We start from the raw sequence: 20,799 nt of genomic DNA on the forward strand, positions 1-20,799 counted from the left end.
CCTGAACCACCGTGTCAGAATGCCGGGCTTACTTGCATGCAAGATGTCAGGCTGGTGCTTTAAACGATATGCCTGAAAAGAAATGTGTAACGTGGTTTGGTAGCAATGGCAGTCCAGAGTGGTCAGAAGGCTATTTAGTGGTTTCTGAGAGCGCCAACTAAAATAAATAAGCCGGTTTACATACTGATGCGCCATATTATGCTCAACCGTATGCTGTGCATGTTGGTGCGCTCGATAAACATGATCAGCTATCTGTATGAGCGGTATGCGCATGATCAGTCAATCCATAATGGCTTGCGTTCAAAACCGATGTGATAGACCAACCACTGTTGTATTATCTGGTGTTCTCCCATGTTGAGCAGGATAAAGTTCTTTTCAATGCCAATGATACGGCCCTTTGGTGATTCTGAAAGGCAACGATTTAATAAGTTTGTCGCTTGCTGAGCATCTTCTTCTGAGTAAGGAACAGAGGGAGTCGGGTTACCGATAGCAACGCGCTTTATGAATCGAACGCCTGAAAGATCAAATATTGATGATGCCATTCAACGTATCCTCACCAGAAAAGGGTAATGTAGGGTAAGCGGGTTAGCTTTAACTTAACTCTTACCCTTAGGTTATTCCTTGTTACTTCTGTTCTTCGGCGGATTCTTGCTTTCCTTCAGATGATCTATCAACATGCGGAATAGCTACTGGCTGAATAGCGGTCTGCATAATATCAAGCACACGTGAAAGGCCTTCTGGCATTCCTTCATCAGCGGCATGGACTTCAATATGGTATTTTGCCGAGTTATCTGTCTTTCTGGTGCTTTCTTGATGTGCGCTAACGTTGCCCTTGATTTTAATACCCCAACCAAACAACCTGTCGCCTGCTTTGGCTTCAAGGGATTCATCTGATGAATTTTTTTCTTCTGCTGCTGATTTCACTTCCATATCAAAGGTAATGTCTACTTTCTTTACCGACAATGAAGGAATATTAACAATGAAAAGAAGAGGAACATTGATTTCCATATTTTGCAAAATGTGCGTTATTTTCCCGTCTTTTTCTTCCTGGGGAATACTGTGTTGATATTCAAATTTGATATTTCTTACTAATTTTTTATCAAGGACCTTTTTTCCTTCGTTTGTTTTAAACGTTGTAATAAAACCAATATCATTGATAAAATCCGCAGTGGCCTTAGCCATCATAACCTATGCTTCGCAGGCAGCTTGCAACGGCGCACCGATAAGCGTGTTCATGGGGAGTCCATTAAACTGATTCGCGATTTCATTTGCCATGAGTGTGATTCCTTTTGCTGTGAGTTAATTCGTGATTGCTGATTAAATCTGTGTTTTATTCATTGTCCGGCGATGTGCTTTTTTGTTTTTTGTGTAAAACCATCTTGATAAATCATCATTGCGGTCGCTCTTTCCCTGCTTTTTCCCCGTATAAAAATAGCCTTGTGAATTGTTGATGAGTTCGTTCACCATTCTGGAAACACCTTCAGGTGTGTCCTGGTGAACAATTTCAATTTTTATATTCGCTAATAGACTATTTTTATTTTTAATGATTCCGCTACCAAGATCCACCTGCAAGGAGGGTTGTTCCGCCAATAGTTCGGGATTGTCTTGAACATCATTAGCGAATAGTTTTATCTGGCTATTATTGTGATCGGGTTCGAACTCGTCGAGATTGGTGAGCCCTACCTCAGATTCGGCTGAGGCTTTTTCAATGCGGACACTACTGAGAGGAACCAGGTTAATGAAGGGAACACAATAGTAATCAATATCATCATCGGTCGCTCCTTCTCTGCGAGACGGGAGACCGATTTTGAGTCTGCGCGGAAAAATGCCAGGTAGCATATTTTTTCATCGCTGGCAGAGAGATCAGGATCTCTTCTGCGCTTTTTTTAAAAAAAACGCAGAATGTTTAATGACTGCGCCTCAGCAACGTCATTTTGTGCCTGAGCCATTGATTTTGCTAAAGCGGTAATAATACTGCTTAACGAAGTCTTCTTTGCCATGGTGGGTTCACGCTCCGAATGTTGCGGGAGGTTTTTCACTCCCGATATTTCAGTCGCAGATCATTAAAAATGATGTTGTATACCTAACGACAACGTATAGTATTTGTTATCCATCCCGCTCCAGTCGCCATCGTAATATCGTGCGCTGTCTGCGATTCGCCATTCCTTGCCGCTATTCGATTCCTCAAATCGGGTATAAGCCACCTCGGCATAGAGGTTTGCTTGGGGCATGATGTAGTAGCCCGCATTTAACACTGTCGAAAAATGCAGTGAGTTTCTGCCCTTGGTGCGAATGATCAGGTCTCGGGCATAATGGTTGTCGTTACTTTTCGCCTGCACCAGGTTGCTAAATTTAAAATAAAAATGCCACCAATTTCTATATCTTGATAACGCCAGGAACCGACTAATCCGATGTAAGGCATACTGTAGCTTTGACGATACCCAAAGATTTTTTCACTGTCGGGGATAGTAAATATATCGCGTCCCCTTATTCATCGCCATAATCAAAGTAGCCACCATACCCAGACCAGCTAAACGTGGTTTTCTGGCAGCCTGGCGTGATCATTAATCTGATGTGCCACTGTCGTTTCTGCCGTTGTCGTCTCTGATATGATGAGCCCGCCTGTTAGGATAATAAGAGTAAGCGGTATTATCATTTTTATTTCCTTAATTATACTTGTGTATCTTTTGCATGCTGATCTTTTTGCAATGACATTAGCTTTATTTTGATAAATACCTTCCCATCACATCATTGTTCCGATATGACAGGTTCTGCTATCACAGTGCGCAGAAGAGCAGGCGAGTAAAGATATTGTGCAACGCTATTTCCGTGCGCTTACGCAAACGGTGTTTACGTACTATTCAGATTATTCAAAATTGAATGCTTTACTATCACCCTTTTTCTGATTCATTGTTCACCCCCCCCCAGAGTCGCATTTTTTGTGAAAAAAGGGGGGTGATGTCTATTTTTTATATTTACAGCATGAGAAAGATCACGGTAAATACAGAGGTACAGGAAAAATAATTATTAGCTTTCTAATCATTCCGTTAGCCATTTGGTCTTTTATTATGAATAAATTGTTAAGCTTCATTGCACAGCGAGAAGGCGAAGCGATAAATCTTCATCGGGAATTGGTCCGTCGCCCAGCAGTTAATCCTGAACATGGTGGTGAAGGAGAGGAAATAAAGGCACGTTGGATAGAGGAGTGGCTATATCATAATGGCCTGTGCCGCGTGCAGCGTATGGATGCGTTAGACGTTAAGGCAAACAATAAGCTAAGACCCAATTTGGTGGCACATTTTCTTCCATCTGGATGTAAGCACACACTGTGGCTAGTGACGCATATGGATATTGCTGCACCTGGGCCGCTCGAGCATTGGGTGAGCGATCCGTTTGTATTGCGTATCGATGGCGATCGGCTATACGGCAGAGGCGTCGAGGATAACAATCAGGGCATTGTTTCAGCCTTGTTATTGCTGGATGCCGTCAAGCAACTGAAGATAACGCCGCCAATAGGGATCGGGATTATTTTCACCAGCGCAGGTATCACTGATTACACAAAAGGGATCGGTCATATTTTGAATAAGACGCCACAGTTATTTCGGGCAGACGATCTGATTGTGGTACCGGATTATGGCAATGAGAACGGCAGCATTATTGAAATTGGTGAAAAGCGCAACGCCTGGGTGCGTATTGATGTCAAAGGGCGGGAGTATCATGCTGGTTTTAGTGAAGGGCCAAACTGTTTTGAGGCAGCTGCTCGCTTTATCTCTCGGTTTAAGCATGTCCGCCGTCGTTATGCTTGCCCGGATCCGTTCTTCTTTCCTCCTACATCAACGATAACGCCAACACATTCTGAAACTAACTGTACGGGTTTAAACCACGTTCCTGCCAATTTTGTTTTTTATCTCGATATTCGTTTGATGCCAAATTGTGGGCTCGAACCGGTAATGGAAGATCTCCAGCAATTGGCTCGCCTTATTGAAAAACAGGAAAGGGTTTTGTTTACCTTTTCCTATGTGGAGATCACGCCAGAAGCCCCCCATTACACCGGGGCACTCGCCAGTGATTCGCATTCTCTCTGATGCCGTCGAGAAAGAGTTAGGTGTTACACCACGCTTGGTGGGGGTTGGCGGCGTGACAATGGTATCTGTGATCCGTTCTCTGGGGTTGTCTGTGGCGGTATGGGGGATTCAGCAATCCAGCAAGAACCAGATAAATGAAAGTATCAGTCTTAAAGCTCAGTTAGAACAAACCCGTATTTTTGCGCGCATGTTATATACCTCACCGCAAAAACTATCCAAAGTGACGCCTTCTCAATCGCTCTCCTGTGAAAGCGCAAAAAATATCACGCCTGCGGAACAGTCGGTCGCAAGGTTGGTAGGGCTTGGCATGAATAATGAGAATATTGGTGAACAGCTCAATTTGAGCGTTAATACGATCCGAACACACTTGAAGAACTTATACCGTAAAACGGGAGCGCGTAACCGTCGCGATTTACAGCGTTTGTTTATTTTGAAGTAAGAGCGTGCAATTTTCTTCAGACTATCCACATGCCTTAAGCTGAGTTACCATATCCGTCTGCTTTTGCGTTGTCTGTCGTCGTCGTGATACAGGCAGGTTATCCTTCAGACAGGAGTTGCTTTAATGTCCAAACAGCAAATTGGCGTGGTGGGTATGGCGGTGATGGGGCGCAATCTGGCGCTTAACATCGAAAGTCGTGGTTACACCGTGTCCATTTTCAACCGCTCTCGTGAAAAAACCGAAGAAGTGGTGGCCGAAAACCCCGGCAAAAAACTGGTGCCTTATCACACCGTTGAAGAATTTGTGGCGTCACTTGAGTCTCCGCGCCGTATTCTGTTAATGGTAAAAGCGGGAGAAGGCACGGACAAAGCGATCGAATCCCTGAAACCTTATCTGGATAAAGGCGATATCATTATCGATGGCGGCAACACCTTCTTCCAGGACACCATCCGCCGTAACCGTGAGCTTTCCGCTGAAGGGTTTAACTTTATTGGCACTGGCGTATCTGGTGGGGAAGAGGGCGCGCTGAAAGGACCTTCCATCATGCCGGGTGGGCAGAAAGATGCCTATGAGCTGGTGGCCCCTATTTTGGAGAAGATTGCCGCTCGTGCCGAAGGCGAAGCCTGCGTCACCTATATCGGGCCAGACGGTGCCGGTCACTATGTGAAAATGGTGCATAACGGCATTGAATACGGCGATATGCAACTGATTGCCGAAGCCTATTCACTGCTGAAGCATGGCTTGAATCTTTCCAACGATGAACTGGCGAAAACCTTCTCTGAATGGAATGCCGGGGAACTGAGCAGCTACCTGATCGACATCACCAAAGATATCTTCACCAAGAAAGATGAAGAGGGTAACTATCTGGTCGATATGATTCTGGATGAAGCCGCCAACAAAGGCACTGGCAAATGGACCAGCCAAAGCTCGCTGGATCTCGGCGAACCGCTGTCTCTGATCACTGAATCGGTGTTTGCGCGCTATATTTCGTCCCTGAAAGACCAGCGCGTTGCTGCCTCCAAGGTTCTGACCGGGCCGCAGGCAAAACCGTTCAGCGGTGACAAAGCCACCTTTATCGAGAACGTGCGCCGCGCGCTCTATCTGGGGAAAATTGTTTCTTATGCGCAAGGCTTCTCACAGTTGCGTGCGGCTTCGGAAGAGCATCAGTGGAACCTGAACTACGGTGAAATCGCCAAGATTTTCCGTGCCGGTTGTATTATCCGTGCCCAGTTCCTGCAAAAAATTACTGATGCCTACGCAGCAACGCCGGATATCGCCAACCTGTTGCTGGCGCCGTATTTCAAGAAAGCGGCGGATGAGTATCAGCAGGCATTGCGTGATGTAGTAGCCTATGCGGTACAAAACGGTATCCCGACGCCGACCTTCTCCGCAGCTATTTCTTACTACGACAGCTATCGCTCCGCGGTGTTGCCTGCCAACCTGATCCAGGCGCAGCGTGATTACTTTGGCGCGCATACTTACAAACGTATTGATAAGGAAGGCGTATTCCACACCGAGTGGCTGGAATAAGTTATTTCCTAAAATTACGTTGCTAAATAAACGCCGAATAGTTCCGCTATTCGGCATTTTGCGTATTGGTTTATCGTTAAATTCAAATTAATCATGCCGTTATGATTGATTTTCTTTTTCTTACTACACATTTTTGTTAACGTTGATATGAGCGTAATTTACAATTTCACTGTTTATTGTAGCGAGATCTTGCTATTTTTAAGCTTGTGTAAAAAAGCAGAGTCAAATGATGGAGAGCGTTAAGACTCTCTGTCCTATAATCTATTGCTGAGAATCTCCTCAGTGGAGCGATGTCGCCGCGGTCGGAGTGGGCTGTGCCGCGCATCGCGGTTAAAGAAGGTTGGGATGCGGTTCCTGGTAACGGTATTCCTACCTGAAGCGCTTCATTTGTTAACAAAGGAAATCGTAATGAAGAAGACGTTACTTACGTTGGCCCTGGCAGTGGCCATGTCCTCTAGCGCATATGCTGCCCCAGTAGGTACTGCTGGCACCACCACCACGTCCGCAAGTGCGGCAGGTGCTGGTGCAGCTGCGGGCACCACAGCACTGGTTGCTGTGGGTCTGGCTGCTGCGGTAGCAGTCGGTGTTGCTGTTGCCAGCAATGACGATAATGGCAATACCGGAACTACTGGTTCGGTTGTTCCGGGTACTGCTCAGTAAGGTCATTTGACAACCAAGGCCACTTCGGTGGCCTTTCTTTTATTGTATCTGGCCGTTTCGCGAGACATTCACGTAATGATAAAAATAACGCTCGTGGCAAAACGCAGTGCGCTGATGTTACTGCCACTGTTCGCGCTGGCATTGACCGGTTGTTCCCGAAATATGGATGCGTTCCCCAAACCGCCAAACTGGCGATTTGGGGAACGGATGATGTGCAGGTCTCCGCTGAGCGGGTTGAAAAAACGCCTTATGCTTCTGCTTATCTTAAAGTCGGTGATGCTTCTCAGGCCTTTGTGGTGCTGGCCTTTGCAGAAAATAATCAGCTTAATGTGGATCGGGGCAGACAGTAATCTTCTGGTGATGCAGCATGGCCGTATTGTGAAAACCCAGGGTTTTGGTGAAGATATTGCGCACGTCATCAATGTTACGCCCGATCCGCTCGCGGTGGGGTTGCTAAAACCGTCAACCTCCATGCGTTGGCAGGGGAAAATGGCCTGGTCGCAGGTGCAACGCGGTGATTATGCGGTAGAGTCCGTATTTCAAGCGCGCGGCAAAGAAACGGTGACCATTCTGGGCAAACCGCGCCAATTGCTGAAGTTTACCGAACAGGTTTCGGTTCCCGCCTTAAATGCGCAATACACCAATACCTATTGGCTGGAGCCAACTACAGGGCAGTTGGTGCAAACCTGGCAACATATGGGGCCGGACATGGCGCTGGTTAAATTCACGGTATTAAAACCCTACGTACAATAAGGGACTGACATGTTGGCATTTTCCCGTATGGCACTCCTGATGCTGTTCACTGTGGGCGCCGCACAGGCAGCGCAGTTGACAGTAAAAACGCCGCAGCAAACGCTGGCGGTGGTAAAGCAAGCCGATGGCACGCGCCTTGCAAACTTTTACCAGCAAGTCGCTTTTCCCACTGGCGTTAACTGGCGCAACTCGTTGATTTCAGATTATGCCAGTACGAAAAAAATCTATGCGCAGGCAGAACAACTGCGCAAATCTTTGGCAGAGTTCGAAACCCGCTGGCGTAACTCTGGCGATGGCGATCTGGCAATCTCCGCCTGGCTGATGCGTAAAATGCTGGATCAGGTTGATGTGGCCGGGAGAATCTCAACGCCGCTCGATCCCGATTGTATTCGTGTAAACCCGCGCGCTAATCGCCCGCCGGTGGGTGACTATGCGCTCTATATCGCACCGTTGGCATCGCGTTTTACCCTGGCAGGGCTTATCAATACCGATCCTGATGTGGCTGAACTGAAAACGGTGGGTGATGTGGCGTTGCAATCGGGTTGGACGGTCCGCGATTATGTGCTGGATCGCCGTTTCCTTGCCGGTGCCAACCAGGATGCTGGTTACCTTATCGATGGGCAAGGCGCATGGAGCAAGGTGCCATTGGCACTGTGGAACCAGCAGCATATCGAGCCTGAGGCAGGTGAAACGTTGTTTATTGGTTTCGAACCCAGCGTATTACCTAACGAATTTTCGTCTTTGAACGATCAAATTGCTGATTTTCTGGCTAACCGGATTCCACACTAATGACAAAGAAAAGAAGATTTAAAATAGGCTGTCTGTCGTTGGCCATCGGCTGCGCATTGGCGGGGCAAGCTGTGGCGCAGGATGTCGCCCAGCAAAGTGATATGGTTAAAAGCGTCACCAACCCCAATACCCGTTTTGATAGCGCGGGCGTATCTCAGTCTGATTTTGGTGGCACCGGGCTGCTGCAAATGCCGACGGCACGTATGGCACGCAGCGGTGAGTTTAATCTGAACTACCGCGATAACGAAGAGTATCGGCGCTATTCCGTGTCGTTGCAGCTGTTTGACTGGCTGGAAACCACGGTGCGTTATACCGATATCCGTACGCGAGCTTACAGCAACAGCACCGATTTTAGCGGCGATCAAAGCTATAAAGATAAGGCCTTCGATCTTAAGGCGCGGTTGTGGCAAGAAAGTGCATGGCTGCCGGATATTTCCTTTGGTCTGCGCGATATTGCCGGTACTGGGTTGTTTGACAGTGAATATCTGGTCGCCAGCAAACTCATGGGGCCGTTTGATTTCTCGTTCGGGATTGGCTGGGGCAATATTGGGCAGAGTGGCAATATTAAAAACCCCGCCTGTGAGTTTAAAGCCAGCTTCTGTCAGCGTAGCGATAGTTATAAAACAGGCGGTGGGCAGTTTGAAGTGGGGAACTTTTTCCACGGCCCGGCGGCGCTGTTTGGGGGGATAGAGTACCAAACTCCGTGGAATCCGCTACGTTTTAAGCTGGAGTATGATGGCAACGATTATAGCCACGAAGCTTCAGAGTTTATAGCTAGCCGAAAAAAAGCGGACGGAAAAATCAAGCAAGACTCCCCCTTCAACATTGGTATGGTCTATCGCGTCAGCGATTACTTTGATACCACGCTTTCCTGGCAGCGCGGCAACACCCTGATGTGGGGCTTTAGCCTGCACACCAACTTTAACGATTTACGTCAATCACACCCGGAAGATGTTCCGCCGGTGTACGCCCCCGTCCATTCAGCGAATGGCACCAACTGGCAGCAAGTGGCGCGTGAACTGGATGAGAAAGCAGGGTACAGCGATGCTGATATTTATGCCGATGCGCATCAGGTTACCATTGTTGCCGATCAGGATAAGTACCGCGATAAAAATGAGGCCACTCAGCGTGCGGCGACCGTGCTGGCAAACCATGTGCCGGAGAGCGTAGAGGAATACCATATCGTGCGTCGCAGTCAGCGTTTGCCAGTGGAAAGTACGGCCGTGGATACCAAGGCGTTCCGCGATGTGCAATCGGCATCTATCCCACTTGGGCAGCCGGATCCCGTAACCCACCGTGCGGAACCGCTCTCTGACATCAACGGGCAACCGGTGTTACGCAGTGAACCCTCGCGCTTTACCTATGGAATAGAACCGACCTTGACGCAATCGGGGGGGGGGGCCAGAATCATTCTATATGTATCAGGTGGCGCTGAAAGGCAGTGCCGATTATCGCCTGAACGATCACTGGTCTGTTGGTGGCGCAGCATCATTGAACCTGATCAACAACTACGATCGTTTTAATTATAAAACACCGCCTACCGACACCACTTTGCCGCGTGTCAGAACCTGGATTCGTGAATATGTAACTTCTTCGGATCTGTTACTGACCAACCTGCAACTGACGCGCATGGATAACCCGGCCACCGACTGGTATACCCAGGTGTACGGCGGTTATCTGGAAATGATGTATGCGGGGGGGGGGGGGTCTGAAGTGCTGTATCGTCCGTTCGGCGAACGCTGGGCATTGGGGCTGGATGTGAACTACGTCAAGCAGCGTGACTGGAATGACATCATGCGCACCGCAGATTACGACGTGGTCACTGGGCACCTGACCGCCTATTGGGAAATACCTTACGTCGAAGGGGCGGTGGCGAAAATCAGCGTCGGGAGCTATCTGGCCGGAGACTATGGTGTTACGGTTGATCTGTCACGCCGCTTTGACAGCGGCATCATTGCCGGGGCATTTGCCACCAAAACCGATGTCAGCACTAAAGACTACGGTGAAGGCAGCTTTACCAAAGGGTTCTATATCTCCATTCCGTTCGATCTGATGTTTACCGAACCGACGGTGAAACACGGTGCTGTCGGTTGGGTGCCGCTGACGCGTGATGGCGGCCAGATGCTGCAACGGCGTAACGGCCTGTACGGCGTGGCGGGTGAAATGCGCTAACCGCAATAAGCAGCGGGCATCAATGTGCGGCCTTACTCCCCGTGAGTAAGGCCGCATTGTTTTTACCTGACCAATGAATATTGTCGGGTTACAGTGGACGTTTTGTGAGTTTCAGGTAACGATATAAAAAATAAATTCACTGCGTTAATACGCGGTGAATGGCATGATTTCGGTCATATTATACACCCTTTGATGTAATGGAATGGGAGAGGCGTGATGTCTGATAAATTGCCTACATTATTGACAGTGGACTCTCATCTTTCCGGGGTACGCTTTTCCAGGAGAGTCTATCTGCCGCGTATTACCGGTACGCTGCTGTGCTCCCTGTTCATCGCTTCTGTATTGGTCACCAAAACTACCCCGTTCTGGGTGTGGATGCTGCTTTTCCTCAACGCCTTTGTGTGGCCCCACCTTGCCTACTACTTTTCCCGACGTTCCATCGACCCTATGCGTTTTGAACGTGGTAATTTGCTGGCAGATGTTGTTTTTGGCGGATTCTGGATTGGCATGATGGGGCTTAACGTGCTGCCCAGTGTCATTATCATCGCCATGGTGGGCATGAATAGCATGGCGGGCGGCGGCATTCGCTTGTTTATCCAGGGCGTGAGTTTGCAACTGCTCAGCGCTGCCCTGGTGGCGGGGCTTAATGCACACCGGATCGATTTAGTCACCACGCCGACTCAACTCTATGCCTGCTTACCGATGCTGGTTATCATCCGATTGCGCTTGGGTATGTGACCTATGTGACGGCGACCAAGCTGGCTGAACACAAGAGCAGGCTAATGCTGATGAGCCCCCACGATGGTATGACCAACGTTTATAACCGTCATCATTGGGAGCAGTTGCTGCACAATGAATATGAAATCTGTCGCCACATTGATGAGCCTTCGACGCTGGCCTTGATCGATATCGATCATTTTAAAACCATCAATGACAGCTTCGGCCACCACGTGGGTGATGAAGCTATCCTGTTTTTGACGGAAGAACTGCGCAACGGTTTACGTGCGACCGACGTGATTGGCCGCTTTGGTGGCGATGAGTTTGCGGTGATTTTGCCCGAGGCGCTTGCAACGGACGCCGTTGAGATCATCAACCGCATCCGCAAACGCCTGGCAGCCAAGCGCTTGACGCAAACGCCACAGTTGGGGATCCGCATCAGCGTCGGCGTGGCGGAATATCGCCCGACCATGAATCAATATCATGACTGGCTCAAAGCGGCGGATATCGCGCTTTATATGGCGAAAAACAAAGGCAGAGGGCGCACTGAAGTGGCCTAAACCCTTTTCTCATGGCCACTGCTGCGGCAGTGGCGTTGACTACGGCTGCGAGTTCAGCCGGTGATAGACTTTGAAGTCAATAACTCTGTTCGCAATGTCTCCCAGCGGTTTTCCTGCATCAATTATTGCGTGAATATCCGTGCTCAAGTGTGTGGAGCTCTCGACGTTTACCGCTCGCTTTTTTCGACCGATGTTCTGACTGATGGCGCTAATGGACGCTTTTATTGCGTAAACTCTTGGCGTGTTGTTATAGGCTTGCGTCAAATGCTGGTTTATCGCACGGCGCAACGTGTCGACTGGGTGTTCGGGCGTTTCTTCTGTGGGCAGCGAACCATCTAAAAAGAGACGTATCTGTTTTACCCGGTTAAGCTGCTCGGCAAGGTGTTGATATTTATCTTCCCGAATACGCTTCTCATGCATGCGTGAAGGGCAGCAGAGATATTCTTTGTAACGCGTCAGTGATTCAAGGTGTGTGTCCGGGGCCGCCCTTTTTATCTTCAGCAGTTTTTCTGCAAAGACGATGTGCTTGGGTGATTTGGTTTTCTTCGCAAGTTCGACAGCAGAGGTCAAACTATGGGTAAAATGTGCTCTGAGAGAAAGCAGCAGGGGGATGTTGCGATATTGCTTAGCATGATTGTTTTTTGTGATCATTTTGCGGTTGAGTGTTAAAACTGTAACGTATTGCCACTAAATCCTTCTTCTATATTCCGTCCCCCCAGCGAAAACGGCCTTGCAAGGGCCTTGTCAGCAAGCATTTATTACTAAGCTGGCCTAAAATGTTTTATGTCTGAAGAATATGCAACCATTCTTTTGTGAATGGTTTGTTAATAGCCTGCTATTTATTTTTTTTATTTTTTATAAGTTATCACGAAAAAATAAAGCGCAGTGTTGCATTTGCTACATTTTTGATTTTAAATGTAGCAACTGATTCTTTAAGGGGGCAGTATGGAGTTCACCGCTTTATTGAGGGAACGTTTCTCGCGCTTGACCCCGTCACAGCAGATGATTGCATGCTACATCGAACGCAACAAAGATCGCGTGGCATTCATGACGGCTCGCCAGTTAGCCGTTGTGATGAACATCAGTGATGCCGCCATTGTGCGCTTCTCACGTGCAGTGGGGTATGAGGGCTATGCCCACATGAAAGAATCGCTGGGTGATGCCTTGATTGAGCGCACCGGCGCCAGTGGCATCTTGCATCGCGAACCCGCGCTGCCCAGTGAGACAGAATTAAAAGAGAGCGTGTTTGCCAATGCCAGCCAGCTCTTGAAAGCCACGGCAGAACTGAATGAAGACCGCATTGTCTCCGCAGTTGCCGGGCGTATCGCCGCCGCAAGGCGTATTTGGGTAAGTGGCAATGGAACATCGTTTTCCATGGTTTCTTACCTGGCGATGCAGCTGAATCATTTCCTTGGCAACACCGAGGTGTTCAATATCGGTCACGGTGACGTTGCGGATCGCATATTGCAGGTTAATGAGCAGGATGTGTTTATTGGTATCGGGTGGGAACGTTATATCCCTTATACCATTGATTTGATGAGCCTTGCCCGGCAGCGGGGAGCTTATGTCGTCGCCATGACGGACCGTGCCAGCTCTCCTTTGGCAAATGAAGCTGATGAAATGTTGTATATCGTGCGTAGTTCATCGGCTGTGGCATGGTGGTCGAAAGTGAGTCCGATGATCGTCGCTGATTGGCTGATGGCGCAGGTGATCACCAAAGATGAGGAGAAAATCAAAGCGAATTTAAAACTTTCCGATGATGCCTGGCGTCTTCTGGGTCATTGGAAAAATGCCAACACCAGGGAATTATTTAACAATAATAAATAGATATAACAATCAGTCGTAAAAAAAACAGCGGTGGCAATAACCACCACTGTAACATTATAAAGAAATACCTTCGCGCCTTCGTTTCATAGTTAACTAATCAATGTGTTGTTTGATCAACGTATTGTTTAATCCACGTTTTGATTAAACCGTGTCTTATGTTGCTGACATCAGAGAAAAGTAGTTTCTTACCGTTTGTTTCTCAAAGGAAAACATATGAACAAAGGAAACGAAAAGCAACAGGGTTTCATGCAGTCGAGCGTTGATGAAGGTGTCAATGCCGAGCGTCGTCGCTTAATTAAACAAACTTCGATTATTGGTGCAGGGGCTCTGCTCAGTGCCTTTTCGCCAGCGGTTTTTGCCGCACCCAGCAAAGAAGTGATTGTGCGAGGGATAGGTGGGAGCTACCAGGAAGCGCTGGAAAATGCGGTTTATAAACCTTTTACGGAATTGACCGGCATTAAAGTGATCATCCAGCCTTCTACTGCCGCACAAATCATGGCAATGATCAAGGCGGGTCGTGTGACGCTTGATGTGCTGGATATCGGTGATGTCACGCAAACCAACCTCAATGCGGCCGGGGCGTTGATGCCAATCAATTACGCGGGCATGAAGTTCACCAATCCCGACGACATTATACCCGAAGTACGACGCCCCAATATGGTCGGTAATCTGTTCTTCTCTACCGTGATGGTTTACAACACGGATGTGTTCCGCGATGGTAACCACCCGCGCACCTGGGCAGAGTTTTGGGATGCGGAACGTTTCCCCGGCCTACGTACATTAACGGATCTGCGTACCAGTTCCACAGAGCTGGAATTTGCCTTGCTCGCCGATGGCGTAGACATGAAAGATATCTACCCCATTGACATCAAACGCGCATTTGCTTCCCTGAGCCAAATTAAACCCCACGTGGTGAAATGGTGGGATACCGGTGCGTTGTCCGTGCAACTGATGGAGCGTAAAGAGGCGGTGTTGGGGGCATTGTGGAACGGGCGTGCGCAAGCGCTGATCGATCAGGGGGCTCCATTAGCCATTGAGTGGAACCAGATTAAACAGCAGTTGCAGTGCTGGAGCGTGCTGAAAGGTTCACCGAATCCGGAAAATGCCCAGTTGCTGATCGATTTTGCATTGCAGCCGGAAGTGCAGGCGAAAATCACCCAGTTTATCGCCTATGGTCCCACCAACAAAAAAGCCTTCCAGTTTGTTCGCCCGGAAGATCTGGCGAAACTGCCTTCCAACCCTGAGTATTATTTGCGCTCCTTTGTGCAAAATGCGCAGTGGTGGACCGATAATATCGAGGAAGTGGGCAAAATCTGGCAACCATGGATCTTGGGTCAGGGGTAATGAGAACGGATTCAACTCACCACGACTCCCGGCGTCAGCCGGGAGCAGCACTGCGCCTTGAGGGGCTGACCCGGCGCTACGAACAGGCAGCCGTCGTCGATAATCTGGGCTTGACGATAGCGGCTGGCGAGTTTGTCACGCTGCTGGGTGCCAGCGGTTCAGGGAAGACGACCACCTTGATGATGGTGGCGGGCTTTACTGAACCCAGTCAGGGACGCGTACTGATTAACGATCAGGATGTCACGCATCTGCCCCCCGCAAAACGCGACCTCGGCGTGGTGTTTCAACACTACACGCTGTTTCCCCATTTGTCGGTGGCGGATAATCTGGCGTTCCCACTGGAAATGCGCGGCATTGCGCGTCGTGATATCAAACAGAAAGTGGCGGATGCGCTTGCATTGATTCAGCTTGATGATAAGGGCCACCGTCTGTCGCGAGAGCTTTCCGGTGGGCAGCAGCAGCGCGTTGCGCTGGCGCGCGCGCTGATCTTTTCCCCGGCGGCGCTGTTGATGGACGAGCCACTGGGCGCGCTGGATAAAAAATTACGCGAACATATGCAGTTGGAAATCAAACGGCTGCACGCGGCTTCCGGTTCTACAGTGGTGTTCGTCACGCACGATCAGGAAGAGGCATTAACCCTGTCCGATCGCATTGCCGTGATGCAAGAGGGGCGCATTGCTCAAATTGATGCGCCGCACGATCTCTATACCAAACCAAAGAATCGCTGGGTGGCTGAATTTATCGGCCAATCCAATTTTATTGACGGTCAGGTTAGCGCAATTCGGCAACAAGGCTATGACGTCCGCCTCTCAAGTGGTGAAACAGTGTGCGGGCAGGGCGTAGAGCATCTTAGCGTAGGGGATTCGGTATTGGCCGTTCTACGTCCAGAACATATTCATATTGGTCTGCCGGGGGATGCCTCAACGCATTTGCCGATTGCGGCAACCATCGCTGAAATGCTGTATCTGGGACACACTTTTAAATTGACGCTGGCGCTCAGTGATGGCACTACGCTGCTGGCACAGTTACAGAACTCGGCGCTGGAGGGAACTCTGCGACCGGGGGCCGCCGTGCATATCGGATGGGCAACGGAAAGCCTATGGTTTATTCCCGCCGAGGCTAAGCGATGAGCGGGCTTGGCGACAGGCTCGTGAGCCGGTGGAAACCGTGGCTATTGCTGGCCCCGGCACTGCTGGCGCTGACGGTTTTTTTGCTGATCCCGCTGGTGAAAATGCTGGGGTACAGCCTGTTCGATCCTGAGCTAACCAGTAAGCACTTTGCACGCATCGTGCAGGAACCGGTCTGGCTGCAAGTGTTGTGGATTACGCTGCGCACCTCGCTGTTAGTGACTCTGGTGACGCTGTTGCTGGGGTATCCGGTGGCCTGGGTATTGTGCAAGTTGCCGGCGCGACTGGCCAGTATCGCCGTTGTTATCATCATTATTCCGCATTTTACCAGCGTGCTGGTGCGCACGTATGCCTGGATGGTGCTGTTGGGCAGTGATGGTTTTGTCAACCAGGTGCTGCGCGCACTGGGGCTTATCGATACGCCGCTGAAACTGATGTATACCCCGCTCGGTGTGTTGATCGGCATGACCTATATTTTGCTGACTTACATGGTGCTGGCGCTCTACAGCGTCATGCGCGGTATCGACCCTCAACTGCTGCGGGTGGCATATAGCCTCGGAGCCTCGCGCTTTCGTGCCTTTTGGCGCATCTTTTTGCCGCTGTCGTTGCCCGGTGTCGCAGCAGGCAGCCTGCTGGTGTTCATTATCTCTATCGGATTCTTCGTCACGCCCGCGCTGATGGGCAGCCCGCGAGATACCATGATCGCCATGGTCATCGAGAATCAGTTGGAAGTCTATTTCAACTGGGGCTTTGCTTCAGCGCTGTCAACGCTACTGTTGCTGTGCACGTTATTGCTGTTTTGGGTCTATGTTCGCGTCGTGGGATTGGAACGGCTATTTGAGGCGAAAGGATGAACGGAAACCGACCCGGCTGGCTGCCTCTGCTGATTACGTTGTTAACCCTCGCTTTTTTGCTGGTCCCGATTGCAATGATTTTCCCGCTGGCGTTCAGTACCAATAGCTATTTGTCGTTCCCGCCGCAGGGATTCTCTTTAAAGTGGATGCGCGCTATTTTGCAGGACGCGCAGTGGCTACAGGCTATCGGCCTATCGTTTACCATTGCGCTCATGTCCACCTTGCTGGCCATGGTGTTGGCTCTGTTTGCCGCCCTGGCGTTGGTGCGCTGCCGTTTTGTCGGCAAAACGCTGGTCTATGCGCTGATTGTGCTGCCAATGATTGTGCCTAATGTGATTGTGGCGCTGACGTTGTTCTTTTTCTTTTCCGAGTTGGCGCTGTTTAACAGCTTCACTCGCATTGTTATCGGACATGCCCTTATCGCGCTGCCTATCGCGACCATTATTTTGTCTTCAACCTTCCAAGGAATGGATTATCGGCTGGAGCAGGCGGCAATGAGTCTGGGGGCCAGCCACTTCAACGTATTACGACGCATCACACTGCCGCTTGCAGCACCAGGAATGTTCTCGGCAGCGATTTTCTCGTTTCTCAGTTCGTTCGATGAGCTGCTCATTGCGTTGTTTCTTTCCGATCACGGCAGCCAAACGCTGTCGGTACGGATTTGGAACACCGTACAGTTTCAGCTCGATCTTTCTATCTATGCTGCCGTCAGTGTGCTCTCCATCGGCGTGACAATAGTGACACTGGGAATTACGAGTGTGGTGAACAGAAAAAAAACGACATCAGGTAACCATTATGAATGAAAGTTGGCTTTTCCCGCTCCATGAGTATCAGCAGCGCGTCGCAAAGATCCGCGCTTATATGCAAGAAAAAGAGATATCCCTGTTGCTGATTGATCAGACTGAATTCCTGTTTTATCTCACCGGATTCGGTATTTCCGAAAATATGTACCGCGCCTGTTTGCTGCCACTCACGGGCGAGCCGGTGATGGTGTTCCGCGCCATGGATGAGCGTGCGTTCAGGGAAAACAGCTGGATTACTGACACGGTGACATTCCATGACTGGCAGGATCCGCTGACGGTGCTGGCAGATACGGTGCGCGCTCGCGGCTGGGAGAGTGCGACGCTTGGCATCGATTTCGATTCTTATTGCATGACGATCAATCGATTCCAGTGCTTGCAGGCGATGTTGCCACAGTCTCGTGTAAAGGATTTTTCCGGTGTGCTTAAGCAATTGCGCGCGCGCAAGATTCCTCAGGAAATTGAGTGCATCAAGCAGTCCGCTGCGGCGAACGATCAAGCGATTCGTGAAGTGGTTGCCGAAATGGGCGTAGGAAAGACCGAACGTCAGGCGGCTGAAATTATCCACCGCGTACTGATTCGCCACGGGATGGATTCCAACCGTTGCGGCATTGTCACAACCGGCGGTGGTAACAGCTTCTCGCATGCCAACATGCAAGAACGGCCACTGGAGCAGGGAGATATTCTGCACCTTGAAGTGGTCTCTTTTAAACGCGGCTATAGCTCCAAGATCATGCGTTCGGTGATCATCGGCACCGCATCGCCCGCACAGCAAGAGATTGCTCAGCAACTGATCGCGATTCAAGACAAGCAGCTTGCAGCCATGAAACCCGGCGCTGTGGCTAAAGATATTGATGCGCAGGCACGTAGCGCTGTGCTTAAAGCGGGGTTGCGTCAGGATTACGCCAGCATTACCGGATATACGCTGGGATATTATCCGAAAACCACACCGCGCACCAGCGATTTCAGCCATGTGTTTCTGCCCACCTCTGAATGGCAGCTAGAAGCAGGCATGGTGTTCCACATGTATCTGTACGCGGCTGGCATGGCTATCAGCGAAACCGTGCAGATCACGGAAAATGGTTGTGAACGTTTGACAAAAATACCGCGCCAGCTGTTTGCTACGGCATAGCGTGGATTAAGGCGGCCTTAAGCCGGGCCGCCGATCATTCAGGTTTCAGTAACGCTTATTTACGCGCGATCAAGACGGTCAGCGGTGACATTGGAAACGGCTGATGTTGCCGTGTCTCCACACGGCTAAAGCCGGCATCGCACAGCAATGATGCCAATTCCCCCTCTCGCGTGACGTGACGCCCGCGCAGTAATAGTGGCAGGTAGAAAGGCAGTACAGAGGCTGCATCCTCTTGGTTGGGCGATATCTCTGCGTGTACGGCGACTAGCACGCCGCCTGGCGTCAGCGCGTTGAACAGTTGTGCAATGCTGGTGGTGATATCCTCGACAAAATGGAGAAAGGAAGAGCACCAGATGATATCAGCATAGCTAGCGGCAAACGGCTGAGTGGTAAAATCGCCGCTGGCGGCACGTAAGCGATCGTGCAGACCGGCGGCAACAATATTTTGCTGTGCCACGGCGGCAGTTTGCGGCAGATCGTACACCACACCTTGCAGCGCTGGATGACGCTGTGCCAGACCGATGGCGATCATCCCCGGACTGCCGCCCACATCCAGCAGTGTTTTTGCATGGGGGAATTCCAGCAGCTCACCCACGATGTCACAGGCGCGATCGACCGTCAGCGCGCGCTGCTCCTGTGCAATCTGCTTTTGTGCGGCCTGTGCCCACCCCTCATCCATGCGGGCGGCGGGGGGCGGTGTGCCAGGTGTCTGCTGCATCAGGTCGGCTAACTGCTGCCCAACTTCGCGTAGCGATTGATTACGGAAACACCAGCTATCGCCAATAAAACGCTCGCCGGTTTGGCACAGATAAGGTTGCATCTCGGGTGTAGTCTGATAGGATAGCCTGCCGCGTTGCGTGTCAGCAGTTTCATACTCCACAGCAGCGCTAACAGCGCTGAAGCTTGCTCTGGTACCCGCTGTTGGCGCTGCGCGAATTGCTCAACGGTTAATGGGTGCGCCAGTTGATCAAACAGCGCGCTATCCAAGGCCAGAGTCGCACCGCCTTTGTTTTGATGTTGGTGGCGGTAAGTGTCCATAAATCGGTCAAAGTGGCTGGGAACATGGTGACTCCTTGCATGCTGCATTGCGCGTAAAAACGCGCTGCATTGCCTTACGTGGGCGTTGCCGCCGGGGATAGGCTTATGTTATCTATAAATGAGAATTATTATTGTCTTGGTTTGTCTGCGTAACGGCGGTTTTTCTCTGAGGATGGGAGGAGAGAGAAATGGGAGAAGGGCGAGGGTCATCAACGCAGCGCGTGATGCCGCGTATGGTGTTGCGTGAGGGTCACCGTCGTCAGTTACCGGACCAGTTTGGCCAGTGCTGGTCACAATCGGATGCGCTGAGTGACGGCCTGACGCTGGTGACTTCCTCTTATCAGCCGCTGAAACCGTTGGTGGAAGAGGCCGAAACCGCCCATTCACAGCCGGTGCTAGTGATGACCTTCGGATTGAACGGCGAGTCGAACTACAGCGAAAAGCAAGGTGCCAGTATGACGTTTCGTCAGCAGCACGTGACCATCGCCAGCTTTCATCACAGCTTGGGCGAATGCTATTACCCGGAACGGCAAAAAGTGGATCAACTGCGTCTCTGCTGGTGAACGAATCCATGCTGGCGCGCTATATTGGCGGTGCGGTAACGCAGCGCCTGTTTGGCGATTACCGGTTGCGTCAGTATGCCTACAGCCGCTTGACGCCAGTGGCGCAACAGCATCTGCACGCGTTGCAACAGGCACAGGGCGATATGCTCTCCATGCACATTCACGCTTTGAATCTGTTGGCGGCACATCGCTATTTGTTTGAAGAGACGCGAGAAGCGACTCGGTTACATCCTCAGGATGTGGTGGCCGTGGAACGCGCCCGCGACTGATGGTTGCGCACCTGAGTGAAACCATCTCTCTTGGGGCATTGGCATTAACGGTCGGGCTGAGCGAATACAAGCTTAAGCTGGCGTTTCATCGTCATTTCAATACCACGCCGGGGAAAATGTTGTTGCAACTGCGTATGGAA

General features: G+C 50.3%; 25 protein-coding genes and 2 pseudogenes. 19 read left to right on the forward strand and 8 right to left on the reverse strand.

Translation table 11 applies throughout. The annotated features are described in order from the left end of the window. Positions 1 to 275: 275 nt before the first annotated feature. The 5 genes from ACMZI0_RS15530 to ACMZI0_RS15550 all read right to left on the reverse strand — a co-directional run bounded on the left by ACMZI0_RS15530 (position 276) and on the right by ACMZI0_RS15550 (position 2,491). On the reverse strand, positions 276 to 542 hold the full coding sequence (locus ACMZI0_RS15530; RefSeq protein ID WP_415673624.1) for a hypothetical protein: 267 nt from the start codon (positions 540 to 542) through the stop codon (positions 276 to 278). Positions 543 to 624: 82 nt separating this feature from the next. After that, positions 625 to 1,185, reverse strand: a complete 561-nt coding sequence (locus ACMZI0_RS15535) for a DUF2589 domain-containing protein (RefSeq protein WP_415673625.1) — start codon at positions 1,183 to 1,185, stop codon at positions 625 to 627. A gap of 132 nt (positions 1,186 to 1,317) precedes the next feature. Further along, a complete protein-coding gene (locus ACMZI0_RS15540) occupies positions 1,318 to 1,839 on the reverse strand; it encodes a DUF2589 domain-containing protein (protein WP_415673626.1) in 522 nt (173 codons plus the stop codon). 224 nt (positions 1,840 to 2,063) lie between these two features. Then, the gene (locus ACMZI0_RS15545) at positions 2,064 to 2,339 is read right to left on the reverse strand and encodes an omptin family outer membrane protease (RefSeq protein WP_415673627.1); all 276 of its coding nucleotides are present in this window, start codon (positions 2,337 to 2,339) and stop codon (positions 2,064 to 2,066) included. Beyond that, positions 2,297 to 2,491, reverse strand: coding sequence for an omptin family outer membrane protease (locus ACMZI0_RS15550; protein WP_415673676.1), 195 nt, complete (start codon positions 2,489 to 2,491; stop codon positions 2,297 to 2,299). The genes ACMZI0_RS15545 and ACMZI0_RS15550 overlap by 43 nt, the downstream gene beginning before the upstream one ends. 577 nt (positions 2,492 to 3,068) lie before the next feature. On the opposite strand from ACMZI0_RS15550, the gene ACMZI0_RS15555 reads away from it, so the two are divergent. The 10 genes and pseudogenes from ACMZI0_RS15555 (at position 3,069) to ACMZI0_RS15600 (ending at position 11,705) form a co-directional block, all read left to right on the forward strand. Further along, on the forward strand, positions 3,069 to 4,085 hold the full coding sequence (locus tag ACMZI0_RS15555) for a M20/M25/M40 family metallo-hydrolase (protein ID WP_415673628.1): 1,017 nt from the start codon (positions 3,069 to 3,071) through the stop codon (positions 4,083 to 4,085). Further along, the gene (locus ACMZI0_RS15560; protein ID WP_415673629.1) at positions 4,066 to 4,524 is read left to right on the forward strand and encodes a LuxR C-terminal-related transcriptional regulator; all 459 of its coding nucleotides are present in this window, start codon (positions 4,066 to 4,068) and stop codon (positions 4,522 to 4,524) included. Before ACMZI0_RS15555 ends, ACMZI0_RS15560 begins: the two co-directional genes overlap by 20 nt. A gap of 123 nt (positions 4,525 to 4,647) precedes the next feature. Continuing rightward, entirely contained in the window at positions 4,648 to 6,054 is a 1,407-nt protein-coding gene (gene gndA / locus ACMZI0_RS15565; protein WP_415673630.1) for an NADP-dependent phosphogluconate dehydrogenase, read from the forward strand. Positions 6,055 to 6,462: 408 nt separating this feature from the next. Continuing rightward, positions 6,463 to 6,714, forward strand: coding sequence for a hypothetical protein (locus ACMZI0_RS15570; protein WP_415673631.1), 252 nt, complete (start codon positions 6,463 to 6,465; stop codon positions 6,712 to 6,714). Positions 6,715 to 6,863: 149 nt separating this feature from the next. After that, complete coding sequence (locus ACMZI0_RS15575; RefSeq protein WP_415673632.1) at positions 6,864 to 7,064, forward strand: YjbF family lipoprotein; 201 nt, start codon at positions 6,864 to 6,866, stop codon at positions 7,062 to 7,064. Then, positions 7,042 to 7,467, forward strand: a complete 426-nt coding sequence (locus ACMZI0_RS15580; protein ID WP_415673633.1) for a YjbF family lipoprotein — start codon at positions 7,042 to 7,044, stop codon at positions 7,465 to 7,467. The genes ACMZI0_RS15575 and ACMZI0_RS15580 overlap by 23 nt, the downstream gene beginning before the upstream one ends. Before the next feature lie 9 nt (positions 7,468 to 7,476). Beyond that, positions 7,477 to 8,256, forward strand: a complete 780-nt coding sequence (locus tag ACMZI0_RS15585; RefSeq protein ID WP_415673634.1) for a capsule biosynthesis GfcC D2 domain-containing protein — start codon at positions 7,477 to 7,479, stop codon at positions 8,254 to 8,256. Next, positions 8,256 to 10,428, forward strand: a pseudogene (locus ACMZI0_RS15590) (YjbH domain-containing protein). Before ACMZI0_RS15585 ends, ACMZI0_RS15590 begins: the two are co-directional and overlap by 1 nt. Before the next feature lie 216 nt (positions 10,429 to 10,644). Continuing rightward, a complete protein-coding gene (locus ACMZI0_RS15595) occupies positions 10,645 to 11,166 on the forward strand; it encodes an MASE2 domain-containing protein (RefSeq protein ID WP_415673635.1) in 522 nt (173 codons plus the stop codon). Continuing rightward, positions 11,163 to 11,705 carry a diguanylate cyclase gene (locus tag ACMZI0_RS15600; RefSeq protein WP_415673636.1) on the forward strand — a complete coding sequence of 181 codons (543 nt, stop codon included), beginning with the start codon at positions 11,163 to 11,165 and terminating at the stop codon, positions 11,703 to 11,705. Before ACMZI0_RS15595 ends, ACMZI0_RS15600 begins: the two co-directional genes overlap by 4 nt. A gap of 39 nt (positions 11,706 to 11,744) precedes the next feature. Here ACMZI0_RS15600 and ACMZI0_RS15605 read toward each other — a convergent pair whose 3' ends face one another. Then, positions 11,745 to 12,356 (reverse strand): hypothetical protein, encoded by a 612-nt coding sequence (locus ACMZI0_RS15605; protein WP_415673637.1) that lies wholly within the window; start codon positions 12,354 to 12,356, stop codon positions 11,745 to 11,747. A 294-nt stretch (positions 12,357 to 12,650) separates the two neighbouring features. On the opposite strand from ACMZI0_RS15605, the gene ACMZI0_RS15610 reads away from it, so the two are divergent. From ACMZI0_RS15610 to ACMZI0_RS15635, 6 genes are all read left to right on the forward strand, one after another. Then, positions 12,651 to 13,532: a MurR/RpiR family transcriptional regulator gene (locus ACMZI0_RS15610; RefSeq protein WP_415673638.1), complete on the forward strand. Its 882-nt coding sequence runs from the start codon at positions 12,651 to 12,653 to the stop codon at positions 13,530 to 13,532. A gap of 213 nt (positions 13,533 to 13,745) precedes the next feature. Continuing rightward, positions 13,746 to 14,876 (forward strand): polyamine ABC transporter substrate-binding protein, encoded by a 1,131-nt coding sequence (locus ACMZI0_RS15615; protein ID WP_415673639.1) that lies wholly within the window; start codon positions 13,746 to 13,748, stop codon positions 14,874 to 14,876. Then, the gene (locus ACMZI0_RS15620) at positions 14,876 to 16,006 is read left to right on the forward strand and encodes an ABC transporter ATP-binding protein (RefSeq protein ID WP_415673640.1); all 1,131 of its coding nucleotides are present in this window, start codon (positions 14,876 to 14,878) and stop codon (positions 16,004 to 16,006) included. The genes ACMZI0_RS15615 and ACMZI0_RS15620 overlap by 1 nt, the downstream gene beginning before the upstream one ends. Then, complete coding sequence (locus ACMZI0_RS15625) at positions 16,003 to 16,857, forward strand: ABC transporter permease (RefSeq protein ID WP_415673641.1); 855 nt, start codon at positions 16,003 to 16,005, stop codon at positions 16,855 to 16,857. Before ACMZI0_RS15620 ends, ACMZI0_RS15625 begins: the two co-directional genes overlap by 4 nt. Continuing rightward, complete coding sequence (locus ACMZI0_RS15630) at positions 16,854 to 17,660, forward strand: ABC transporter permease (protein ID WP_415673642.1); 807 nt, start codon at positions 16,854 to 16,856, stop codon at positions 17,658 to 17,660. Before ACMZI0_RS15625 ends, ACMZI0_RS15630 begins: the two co-directional genes overlap by 4 nt. Beyond that, the gene (locus ACMZI0_RS15635; RefSeq protein WP_415673643.1) at positions 17,653 to 18,789 is read left to right on the forward strand and encodes a M24 family metallopeptidase; all 1,137 of its coding nucleotides are present in this window, start codon (positions 17,653 to 17,655) and stop codon (positions 18,787 to 18,789) included. The genes ACMZI0_RS15630 and ACMZI0_RS15635 overlap by 8 nt, the downstream gene beginning before the upstream one ends. Before the next feature lie 55 nt (positions 18,790 to 18,844). On the opposite strand, the gene ACMZI0_RS15640 is transcribed toward ACMZI0_RS15635, so the two are convergent. Beyond that, the gene (locus ACMZI0_RS15640; protein ID WP_415673644.1) at positions 18,845 to 19,609 is read right to left on the reverse strand and encodes a class I SAM-dependent methyltransferase; all 765 of its coding nucleotides are present in this window, start codon (positions 19,607 to 19,609) and stop codon (positions 18,845 to 18,847) included. Continuing rightward, entirely contained in the window at positions 19,516 to 19,827 is a 312-nt protein-coding gene (locus tag ACMZI0_RS15645) for a hypothetical protein (RefSeq protein WP_415673645.1), read from the reverse strand. Before ACMZI0_RS15645 ends, ACMZI0_RS15640 begins: the two co-directional genes overlap by 94 nt. 188 nt (positions 19,828 to 20,015) lie before the next feature. Here ACMZI0_RS15645 and ACMZI0_RS15650 point away from each other — a divergent pair, with 188 nt between their 5' ends. From ACMZI0_RS15650 to ACMZI0_RS15660, 3 genes and pseudogenes are all read left to right on the forward strand, one after another. Beyond that, positions 20,016 to 20,390 (forward strand): hypothetical protein, encoded by a 375-nt coding sequence (locus tag ACMZI0_RS15650; RefSeq protein ID WP_415673646.1) that lies wholly within the window; start codon positions 20,016 to 20,018, stop codon positions 20,388 to 20,390. Then, on the forward strand, positions 20,387 to 20,659 hold the full coding sequence (locus ACMZI0_RS15655) for a hypothetical protein (RefSeq protein ID WP_415673647.1): 273 nt from the start codon (positions 20,387 to 20,389) through the stop codon (positions 20,657 to 20,659). Before ACMZI0_RS15650 ends, ACMZI0_RS15655 begins: the two co-directional genes overlap by 4 nt. Further along, positions 20,659 to 20,787, forward strand: a pseudogene (locus ACMZI0_RS15660) (AraC family transcriptional regulator); the annotation flags it as partial. The gene ACMZI0_RS15655 and the pseudogene ACMZI0_RS15660, both read left to right, overlap by 1 nt. Positions 20,788 to 20,799 lie beyond the last annotated feature (12 nt).

Source organism: Symbiopectobacterium sp., from assembly GCF_047692315.1.
In the GTDB taxonomy this organism is placed as follows: Bacteria; Pseudomonadota; Gammaproteobacteria; order Enterobacterales; family Enterobacteriaceae; genus Symbiopectobacterium.